This is a genomic window from Calidifontibacter terrae (assembly GCF_054778835.1).
On the sequence record NZ_BAAGZF010000013.1, the window covers coordinates 1 to 9,384 of the forward strand.

The following is a 9,384-nucleotide window of genomic DNA, read 5'->3' on the forward strand; positions in this document are numbered from 1 at the left end:
AGGCGAGTACCGCCGCGCAGTCGGCTTCCCCGACGTGCTCTTGTTTCCCATGGCTCCATCCTCGTTTCCAAGGTCGGGAGCCTCCAAGCAACCCAGGGTGGTTCATCGTCCACCTTCCTGGCCGGTCTTGACTTCCGCGGGGCCCGATGTCGGGCCAGGAATAGGTCGCCAGGTTTGGTCCACGCGCCAGGGCGAGATTCGCCCGGTCGTCGAGGCTTTTGACTGATTTCCTTGCCTTCATCTGGCGTGCCTCGACACTTCGCCTACTGCCTGGGCGTCGCGCACGTCGATTCAGTGGCCAATTCCGGGACCTCGAAAGGGCGGACGGTGTGGCAGATCATCGCGCCCACGGCGTGCGCGTATAGCCGCAGCGTCGACAGGTGTGGGTCACGCTCATCCGACTCGATCCTGGCCACAGCCGACTGCGTCACGCCCATGCTCCGCGCGACGTCTGCCTGAGTCTTTCCACTGTCCATGCGGATCTTCACCTGCGCATCAACGAGGTTGTTGTCCTCGTCGGCCAAGATGCGTGCCAGACGGTGACTCGGGTTGGCGAGGTCGATACCTAGCAGTTCGTCGATGCCCATAGTGGCTATGTCAACTTGGTTTGGCTCCAGTCTGACGGTTTGAGTTGGCCCCATCCGGAGCGCGGTGGGCCGCGAGAGGTGCGGAGACTGTCTTGTTGTCAGAGACGTCGTTTGGAGGCCAGTCTGGAAGCGGGTAGCCAGTCCGATGATCACGGCCGCGAGGACGGGCGCCGACCAGGAGTGCTCCGGGAATCTTTGCTGGTCGCAGCGGTGTGTATCCGAGGATTGATGAACTCTCAGGTGGCCCATTGACAGGCGAGTCGGGGGCGAGGAGTGTTGCTAAACGGAGGAGGGGGGATTATCTTGAACACGTCACACCGTCGACGCCTGCTCATCTTGAGCGTTGTCATTTTCTGGTCCTTCAGCACCATGCAGTCGGCCAGTGCAACGTCGTACTACTCGTCATTTGGCTACTTCAGCGCTGGCTCGTCGACTTTCCAGAATCAGGCCATCATCAATGAGGGTTCGAAGGAAGCTCTTACAAGCACTCGTTGGTGGTCCGGAACGTACACTGAATACGTTGGTTCCGAGGGCAGGCTTTTCAACGCAGCAGGTGCTCTCGTGGCCACCTCTGGAATGCACTATTTCGGTGGTGGGGGACTCGCTGAGGGCGTCGTGTGTAGCAACTGCGGTCACGGCTACTACTACAGTTATGGCAAATCCGCGGGCTGGAATGAGAACGGGTACGCGTACTCATATACGTTCCGCAGCCCCAACGGATACCTGTAGGAGAACGATATGAACGGAAATGACAAGCTGGTGCTCGGCTCCGCCGTGCTCGCCGCCACGCTAGCGGCCGGCATCGGGGTGGCGGCTGCGGTAACCCATGACGGCGGTGCCACAGGGGCGATCAACCGTCCACTTAGTCCCGCCAGCCACCCGATCGCGGCTGTCGCACCTCAGCAGAAGGCCGCCGGTGTGAATCCCGGGGCAGCCAGTCCGTACAAGGTGAACGCCGCGGGCCTCACCTACGGCTCAGATGCTGACGCCGCGGCAGCGGGAGTCGAGCCGGATCTCGTGCTCGTGGTGGCAACCAACGGGAAAACTGGGTACGTCCTCAATAGCGACCTGAACGGTCCACAGCCAACGTCGCCCGAGCAAGCGGCGTCGCCACAGTTTCAGTCACCGCCACCGCGGACGATCACCGTCTATGAAAGCGACGGGAAAACAGTAGTCGGTGAGTTCACGGTCGGTCAGTCACGCTAAGCGCAAGGAGCACGCGTTTTCGCGCAGATTGACTGTTGACGCTCTGCATCAGCTTGCCGGGGGTTGTGGCATCAGCATCGCCCGCCTCATCCGTGCCGGGTGTGCGCGAGTCGGTAGCTGGTGGTGCCGGTTTCGATGATGGTTCCGTGGTAGGTGAGGCGGTCGACGATCGCAGCGCACAACCTGGGGTCGGTGAAGGTGTCGGTCCAGCCGGAGAAGCTCTGGTTGCTGGCGATCGCGATGCTGTTCTTTTCTTCGCGTTCGGTGAGGACTTGGAAGAGGAGTTCTGCTCCTCGGCGGTCTAGTTTCATGTACCCGAGTTCATCAATGATGAGCAGATCAACGCGGCCGTACCGGGCGATCGTCTTGGCTAGGAGCTTTTCGTCGGCGGCTTCGACGAGTTCGTTCACCAGTCTCGTGGCGAGGGTGTAGCGGACGCGGTGGCCTTGCTCGGCCGCGGCGGTGCCCAGACCGATGAGCAGGTGGGATTTGCCTGTGCCGGAATCGCCGATCAGACAGAGGGGTTCCCCTTTGCGGATCCGGTCACCCTTCGCGAGATGGTGGATGGTCGCGGCTTCGATCGCGGTGTTGGCCTCGAAGTCGAAGTCACCCAGCCACTTGTCCCGCGGGAACTGTGCCGCCTTCACGCGGCGCACTGAGGAACGGCGGTCCCGGTCGTCGACCTCGGCGAGGAGGAGTTCAGCGAGGAACCCGGGGTAGGACAGTTGTTCCTTGCCGGCGACGGTGATCGCTTCGTCCAGGACGCCGCGGATCGTGGGCAGTCGTAGCCGGCGGCAGGCTTGGTCGACTGCGGCCAGGGCGGCTTCTTCGGTCAACCGGCGTCGCCGGCGCAGGGTCGGGGTGAGTGTCTTCACGAGGATGCGCACCCACCCCGTGTTGGGCAACAGGGGTGGGGCGCATCCTCGCTGACGCCGATGCCGTTCCACGGCATCGGACGCCACGCACTGTTTAGCGAAGGTCTCGACCGCAAGTTTGCCCGTGAGGGACAAATCCCATGTCAGTTCCGACCGTGAGCTTGCCGGTTCCGTCCTTCGTTCGATACTTGACGATCACACCGCTGGTAACAACAGAAGAAACCTTCGGGTTCTTACTCTTGAGGAGCAATGCAATTCCAGCTGAACCTGTGGCTACGTCGACTGCTGGTCCAGTTGGCTTCTTCCATGGGCCGCCCACTCCGAACTGTCCGGAGCGGTTTCCTTGGTCGACAAACCAGTCCAGAAGGGTCATTGAAGAGTCACTCGGCAGAGTCACCGAGGTGACCGTCACCGTTTCCTTGCCAGCATTCCTGACGCCGGCTGTATCGACCCCTATTTCACCGTTCTGAGAAAGCGGCGCACAAACGTACACATGGTGGCCGTCGTCAAGGCGAACGAGAGCACCGCTGGCGCCATCGCCACAACCTGCTAAAGCTGCCGATAAGAGGACTATGGCGGTGCAGGTTCCTGATCGTTTGCGCCTTTCTCTCACGAGCCGCGGACTTCGATGTCGTAGGCTGACGCATAGGGTGCTTGGGCTTTTCTGCCGCAGACATAGTGGCCGTGATTCGTTGCCATCTTAATCACGATTTTAGCGGAGGAGCTGTAACCCGTTTGGGTGCTGACTCCGATTCCGGCCGGTGCGGGAAGGCCAACGCCGTTAGACCAATTGGAGGCACTGCTGCGGTCTTTGGTGAACGTAACCCCCGCGGGATAAAATTGACAGTTCGACATTGGAAATGCCGTCGCGGTATCGGTCGCGTTGATGGTGGCGCCACCGTTGAATCCGTCGGCCCGAACCTGATAGTAAGTGATGACCTGGTGGTCACTCACGTATGAGACCCTGTAGTACCCGTAGTTGAAGCCTGACCGGTAATAGCGCGATCCGTGGGTCGAAAACATCGGATAACCGATTGTGATGGTAGATGAGACGCTATTTGTCCCACTGAACGAAAACGTCCCAGCCTTGCCACTGCCCCGACACGCCGACGCCAATTTCGGAACCTTGACCTTTGGAATACTCGACGGTTCCATCCCAGCCTGTTCCGCCAGTCGAGAACAGTGCGCCAACCAGTGTTGCCCTGTTCCCCAGGTTGCTAAGGCGAGTGTAGGCGCTGTTCGCGGTGACCGGCGGCGCGGCGTTGGCAGACCGCGTGGGGACTGCTGAGTGAGTGGCTGGAGCGAGGCGCAGTGTGACTCGACCATTTTTAGCCTGGCTCATTGGACGGTTAGCACGGCTGTTGCCCACGGTGCTCTGCCACGCTGCGGTGTGGGCCGCGCCGTCGGGCACGGTGTTCAGCGACATCGGGTCTGGCGATGCGGAGTTGACGGAAATTCGGCCAGATTTAGCATCGTCTACGGCTGCCGTGGTGTCGTAGACGGAGAAGTTCCCCTTCGCGTCGGTCGTCAAGAGGCTGATGTTGATGGCCTTCGGACTTCCTTGCTTGGCCACGAAAGCTTTCACCGCCGACGCATCGGCCGACACACTGAATTGACCCATGGCCCCACTCTTCGAGTGACCAAGTCGGACCATGCCGGATGTCGTAGGTGCGGCTTTGAGGTTACTGGGCCAAGCGAGAATGACAACGTCTGCTCCGGCTGCAGACGAGCCGTCCGAGGCGAATACCTGTCCACTGAGCAGGTTTTTCCCTGTGTCGCCAACAGCCTGAGCCGCTGGGACGCCGATCGACCCGAGCCCGACTATCAACGCTACTGCTGGAACGCAGGCTAACTTGTTCCCCTTCATTGCTACCCCCGAGATGTGCACCTAACCCGGCTGCGGTTTGAGCCGGATCTGTAGGGAACTTAGGGGTGCGGCGGCATGGGCGGGAATGGACTTGACCAACAATTTACTCGCCGCAATCCCACACCACGCCTAGTCAGTCGCTGCGACGCGCTCGACGAGCTTCGCCCGGGTCAGCACGGTCTGAATCTCCTCGCGATACGTCTGGTGTTTCTTCACCGTCGCGGTGAGCGTCACGGTGTCGCCGACCTCGACGTCGTACGACCAACCAGCGGCGGTGTAGATCTTCGCCAGCGTCGGTCCGGCATCGATGATCAGGAACCGTTGGGTTGAGTTGTACGCGAATCCGTCAACGGTCATCGCGATGGTAAGGACACCCGTGATCTGCACCTTGTCGCCGACCTCGCCCAGCGGCTTGCGTTCAACCTTTTCGGCTGCGGCCGTAGCCTGCTGAGCGGCGTCACTGACGGCGGTCTCGTAGACCTTCACCACCGAGGCCAACAGGCCGAACTGCTTGGTCTCCACAGCGTCGGCGGCCAGCAGTGCTCGCATGTTCGAGGCGTAGTCGCCTTCATTGTGCGCGATCGCTTCCTGGGCGGTCGTCAGCATGGACGCCAGATGCTGCTGCGCCCACTTGATCTGGACCGAGACGGGTCGCCGCCACGTCCCGGTCCGCCTGAGTGCGACCGAACAGGTAAGCGCTCACTGCGTCCGCGGGGTCTGCCCGTGAGGTGGTCGTCGCGCTGCTTGATCACCGCCGCCTTGGTCGGGCCGCGGAAGCGGACGCGCTTGCCGGGGGGAGATGGTCAGTTCCAGTCGGAACCGTCCGTCCTTCTCTTGGTAGATGCGCCCACGGGGATCTGCTTCGCGAGCCACTAGGACGCCTGCCGCAACGTGCTGAGGTAGTCGACCAAGTCGTCAGACAGGACCCGCCGGCTTGTCCCAAAGAGCACGCTGGGGATCGTCTTGGCGCCGACCATTGCCTTCACTGTGGATTCGCCGAGCCCGAGCATCGCGGCGACCTCGGCGACGGTGGACGCCTTCACGGGGGCGGCCGGGGTGACGTCCTCGGGAGACAGCGACAAGGCCTCCCGGAGAGCTGCTGCCTGGTCCGCGAATGCTCGAGCTTGAAGTTCGAGCTGCTGGGCCTGCGAGGCAAGAAGGGTGCGGGTGGCTCTATCCATGGTGCGCACGGTGAGACGGTCGCGCGCAGCGCGCGTGCCCTTAACGTGCCTGCCTCGGAAAGGGTTAGTCGAGACCGCAGGCGCCGACGAATCGGGTCAGCCGGCGACCACTGACTCCATCCGACGAACCGCCTCCGTGAGGGTCGCCGGCGACGTCGCGAAGTTCAGGCGGGCGAATCCACGGCCGGATGTGGGGGCGTACTGCGTGCCTCGGCCGAGGGCCACCCGACCACGTCGCAGCCAGACCGTGGCCGGGTCGTCCGGGAGGTCAAGGGAGCGTGCGTCGAGCCACGCGAGGTAGGTCGCGGCCGGCGGGGTATAGCGGATCGCCGGTAGATGTTCGGTCAGAAGTTGTTGCAGCAGAAAGCGATTGGCGTCGAGCTCGAGCCGCAGTTGACGCAGCCAGTTCCGCCCATCGGTGTATGCCGCGACGTGCGCCATGATGCCCAGGTGGCTGCCGCCGTGGGTGTGCATGTCATGCAGCCGGGCGAACGGGGCATCGGAACCGGAGACGACGATGGCTGCCTTGACCGCTGCCAGGTTCCACGCCTTCGATGCAGAGGTCACTGCGAATCCCCGCGCGGCGCCGGCCACCGTCAGGTAGGGCGTGAAGGTTCCGTCGTGGACCAGCGGTGCGTGGATTTCGTCGGAGACAACCGTGATGTCGTGGGCATCGGCGAGCGCCGCGAGGCGGGTCAGTTCTTCGCGGGTATGCACTGTGCCGGTCGGGTTCGCCGGGTTCGACATCAGGTAGGCGCTGCAACCGGTCGCCCGGGCGCGCTCGAACTGAGCGCCGAGCGCTTCGAAATCCAGTCGCCCGTCCGCCGTCAAAGGGGCATCCGCCGCTTTGCGACCGAGCATGTCGACGAACCCGTGGAAGGCGTCGTAACAAGGGGAGGAGACAACGATGGTGCCGCCAGGATCCGTCACCTCGCGCAACACTTCGGCGGCGCCGATCATCACGTCCGCGACCACGGTCGTACGCGCGGTGTCGACGCTCCAACCCCAGCTGTCTGCGGCGTACGCGGCGAAGGCGTCGCTGTAGCGCGGCCCCCAGCCGTAGCCGGTGTCGCCTCGGGCGATGGCGGCGGTGAGAGCGTCAACCACGGCCGAACACGGCTGCGCGTCCATCTCGGCGACCCACAGGGGTAGGACGTCCGGGTCGTACGCCGTCCACTTGACGCTGGTGTGGGTCGCGCGGGCTTGTTCCGGGTTGAACGTGAGGATCTCGTAATCCATGACGCCGAGCGTACGCAGCGTCGATGCTGCCAGGCCGCAGGGAGGCTCACTAGGCTGCGCGAGTGATCGAGACCGGGAGCAGGGCGCAGGTGCGCACACGCGTGTGGCGCGACGGAAAGCTGGTTGCCCAGGAGATCGACCGCGAAGACCTGCTGACGGCGGTGCACGATCCCACCGCGTTGGTGTGGCTGGACATCGCCGACGCGGTGCCCGCCGACATCGAAGGGCTGATCGACGCGCTCGACCTGACGCCCACCGAGGTCGAGGACGCGTTCGCTGCCCACGAGCGCCCCAAGGTCACCAGGCATGGGCAACATCTGTTCTTCACGGCCTATCAAGTGGCTCTCACCGGGGCGCCCGATGACATTCAAGACAGTCGGCTGGCCACCCATCGCATCTCGGGGTTCGTGCTCCCGACGGCTCTGGTCACTGTGCGCAGTTCGGGATTCGATCTGGCGCCTGTGCTTCAGGCGTGGGACGACAACATGAATCTGCTGGGCGCTGGCCCGCGCGCTCTGGTTCACGGCTTGCTCGACTCCGTCGTGGACGGACACTTCGACGCGATCCAGCAGCTCGACGACGAGTTGGAGTCGCTGGAGGACCTGCTGTTCGAGGAACGTCGAACCGGTCATGACTTCCTGCGCAAGGTCTATCGCCTACGCCGCGAGCTGGTCGATCTACGCCGGGTCGTGCTTCCCATGCGAGAGGTTGTCAACGGGCTGACGCGCCACAACGAGCATCCCGGCGGCGTCCTCGACGGGTGGTATGACGACCTCTACGACCACGTGTTGCGTGCTTCGGAATGGACCGAGTCGCTGCGAGACATGGTCACCTCCGTCTTCGAGACGAACCTGTCGTTGCAGGACGCCCGGCTCAACACGGTCATGCGGCAACTCGCGGCATGGGCCGCGATCATCGCCGTGCCGACGGCGATCACCGGATGGTTCGGGCAGAACATTCCCTACTGGGGCTTCGGCAAGATGTTTGGCTTGTGGCTGAGTCTGGGGCTGATTGTGTTCGGCAGCCTCGGCTTGTGGCGCGCGTTCAAGTCCCGCGGCTGGCTCTGAGTCTCAGAAGTCGATGCAGCCGGCGTCGCAGCCGTCGCATCCATCGAGGTCGCAGCCGTCCAAACAACCACCGGCCTCACTGAACAGGTCGCCGGCTGACGACGCGAAGTCGCTCCAGAAACCGCTGACGTCGGACAACCCCTCTCCGATGAGGCCGAGGGCATCGCCAGACCCGGCGAAGTCGAGCAGCCCACTGATGCCGTCGAGCGCCAAACCGCTGGTATTCCAGATCCCGTCGAGCAGCAGCCAGTCGCCGAGCCCCTCGGTCGAGACGTCCAGCCACCCTTCTGCCTGTGCCCGGCGCATGACGCTGCCCATCACCTTCGCCCACCGATCGGCCAACCCGAAGACGATCGCGTACGGCAGGTAGCGGCTGAACAGTCCGGCCGCCTCTTCGAACCGGATCTGATCAGCCTCTGCGGTCGCCAGATATTTCTCGAAGCCCATCGTCTGGATTCGGGCGGCGGTGCCGTCGGCCGTACGAGCGGAGCGTCCGCGGCCGAACACGAGGAACAAGATCGCCGCGACGCCGGTCGCCGCAGGAAGCGCGTAGGCGTACGGCGCATCGTCTTGGAGGTAGAGCTCGTGGGCGACGGCTCCCATGAACGCGGTGCCGAACAGCAGCAGCACACCGAACAGGGTCGGCAGCCGGCTGCGGGTGCGGGGGTGCTTGGTGTACCAGCCGCGCTGCAGCATCTCGCGGTAGAGATCGATCTGCACCTCCCGCAACGTCATCCCGAACCGCTCTTTGAGCAGCGACAGTCGCACCACGGGGCCTTGCGCGAAGATCGCCCGTGCCATGCGCTGCTCGGCGCCGGTCAGCTGGTCGTTCGGCGGGAGTGTGGGGGACTGATGGAACTCCCAGTCGTCGTCGATCTTCTCGATCTTGTAATAGCCACGCAGCGCTAGATCCACGAGCATGCCGGCCAAGTCGCGGTTGTCGACCCGTCCGTCGATGATCGTGCCGGCGACCGCGGGCCCGATGCCTTGCGGGGGCGCGAACGAGACGGCGACGGTTCCCTTCCACTCCAACCCACCTCGTACGCGGCGGGTGCGGGCATGGTTGCGATCGGCCGGCAGGAGCCCCGGGGTGAGCCCCACGTATTCCTTGTCACGGCGCCGCCAACGCAGCCAGCCAACGATCGTGCCTGCTACCACGATCAAGACGCCGCCGATCACCAGTGATCCGAGATCGATATCGGTCATCGTGTGGTGTCCCCTTGAACTGGCGTGAGTTTGTCGCAGCCTAGGCAATCAGGCTCTCCGACTTTGAGCGGGGTGTCCTGACCTGAGGGGGCTCGTGGCCCCGGTCATGCTGTTGGTCTCTACTCCTTCAGCAGCAACGAGGCCACGAGCATGATC

10 protein-coding genes are annotated in these 9,384 nt (G+C 63.5%); 2 read left to right on the forward strand and 8 right to left on the reverse strand.

Annotated features, from left to right (window positions below; translation table 11 throughout):
* Positions 1-263 precede the first annotated feature (263 nt).
* Entirely contained in the window at positions 264-587 is a 324-nt protein-coding gene (locus tag ACYU98_RS14380) for a helix-turn-helix domain-containing protein (protein ID WP_460468914.1), read from the reverse strand.
* Between the two features lie 738 nt (positions 588-1,325).
* Here ACYU98_RS14380 and ACYU98_RS14385 point away from each other — a divergent pair.
* On the forward strand, positions 1,326-1,793 hold the full coding sequence (locus ACYU98_RS14385) for a hypothetical protein (RefSeq protein WP_460468915.1): 468 nt from the start codon (positions 1,326-1,328) through the stop codon (positions 1,791-1,793).
* A gap of 86 nt (positions 1,794-1,879) precedes the next feature.
* On the opposite strand, the gene istB is transcribed toward ACYU98_RS14385, so the two are convergent.
* The 6 genes from istB to ACYU98_RS14415 form a co-directional block, all read right to left on the reverse strand.
* On the reverse strand, positions 1,880-2,668 hold the full coding sequence (gene istB, locus ACYU98_RS14390; RefSeq protein ID WP_460468916.1) for an IS21-like element helper ATPase IstB: 789 nt from the start codon (positions 2,666-2,668) through the stop codon (positions 1,880-1,882).
* A gap of 609 nt (positions 2,669-3,277) precedes the next feature.
* The gene (locus tag ACYU98_RS14395; RefSeq protein WP_460468917.1) at positions 3,278-3,622 is read right to left on the reverse strand and encodes a hypothetical protein; all 345 of its coding nucleotides are present in this window, start codon (positions 3,620-3,622) and stop codon (positions 3,278-3,280) included.
* Between the two features lie 100 nt (positions 3,623-3,722).
* Positions 3,723-4,289, reverse strand: coding sequence for a hypothetical protein (locus ACYU98_RS14400; RefSeq protein WP_460468918.1), 567 nt, complete (start codon positions 4,287-4,289; stop codon positions 3,723-3,725).
* A gap of 375 nt (positions 4,290-4,664) precedes the next feature.
* Positions 4,665-5,141: a hypothetical protein gene (locus tag ACYU98_RS14405; RefSeq protein WP_460468919.1), complete on the reverse strand. Its 477-nt coding sequence runs from the start codon at positions 5,139-5,141 to the stop codon at positions 4,665-4,667.
* A gap of 266 nt (positions 5,142-5,407) precedes the next feature.
* Positions 5,408-5,716 carry a helix-turn-helix domain-containing protein gene (locus ACYU98_RS14410; protein ID WP_460468920.1) on the reverse strand — a complete coding sequence of 103 codons (309 nt, stop codon included), beginning with the start codon at positions 5,714-5,716 and terminating at the stop codon, positions 5,408-5,410.
* Positions 5,717-5,812: 96 nt separating this feature from the next.
* Positions 5,813-6,955, reverse strand: a complete 1,143-nt coding sequence (locus ACYU98_RS14415; RefSeq protein ID WP_460468921.1) for a MalY/PatB family protein — start codon at positions 6,953-6,955, stop codon at positions 5,813-5,815.
* A 62-nt stretch (positions 6,956-7,017) separates the two neighbouring features.
* Here ACYU98_RS14415 and ACYU98_RS14420 point away from each other — a divergent pair, with 62 nt between their 5' ends.
* Positions 7,018-8,022 (forward strand): magnesium transporter CorA family protein, encoded by a 1,005-nt coding sequence (locus ACYU98_RS14420; RefSeq protein WP_460468922.1) that lies wholly within the window; start codon positions 7,018-7,020, stop codon positions 8,020-8,022.
* Positions 8,023-8,025: 3 nt separating this feature from the next.
* On the opposite strand, the gene ACYU98_RS14425 is transcribed toward ACYU98_RS14420, so the two are convergent.
* Entirely contained in the window at positions 8,026-9,228 is a 1,203-nt protein-coding gene (locus ACYU98_RS14425; RefSeq protein WP_460468923.1) for a DUF2207 domain-containing protein, read from the reverse strand.
* Between the last annotated feature and the right edge of the window lie 156 nt (positions 9,229-9,384).

Coding starts and splice junctions, on each gene's coding strand:
- ACYU98_RS14405 (WP_460468919.1), bottom strand. CDS start 5,141: ATGCTGACGACCGCCCAGGAAGCGATCGCGCACAATGAAGGCGACTAC.
- ACYU98_RS14415 (WP_460468921.1), bottom strand. CDS start 6,955: ATGGATTACGAGATCCTCACGTTCAACCCGGAACAAGCCCGCGCGACC.
- ACYU98_RS14385 (WP_460468915.1), top strand. CDS start 1,326: ATGAACGGAAATGACAAGCTGGTGCTCGGCTCCGCCGTGCTCGCCGCC.
- ACYU98_RS14425 (WP_460468923.1), bottom strand. CDS start 9,228: ATGACCGATATCGATCTCGGATCACTGGTGATCGGCGGCGTCTTGATC.
- ACYU98_RS14380 (WP_460468914.1), bottom strand. CDS start 587: ATGGGCATCGACGAACTGCTAGGTATCGACCTCGCCAACCCGAGTCAC.
- ACYU98_RS14400 (WP_460468918.1), bottom strand. CDS start 4,289: ATGGGTCAATTCAGTGTGTCGGCCGATGCGTCGGCGGTGAAAGCTTTC.
- ACYU98_RS14410 (WP_460468920.1), bottom strand. CDS start 5,716: ATGGATAGAGCCACCCGCACCCTTCTTGCCTCGCAGGCCCAGCAGCTC.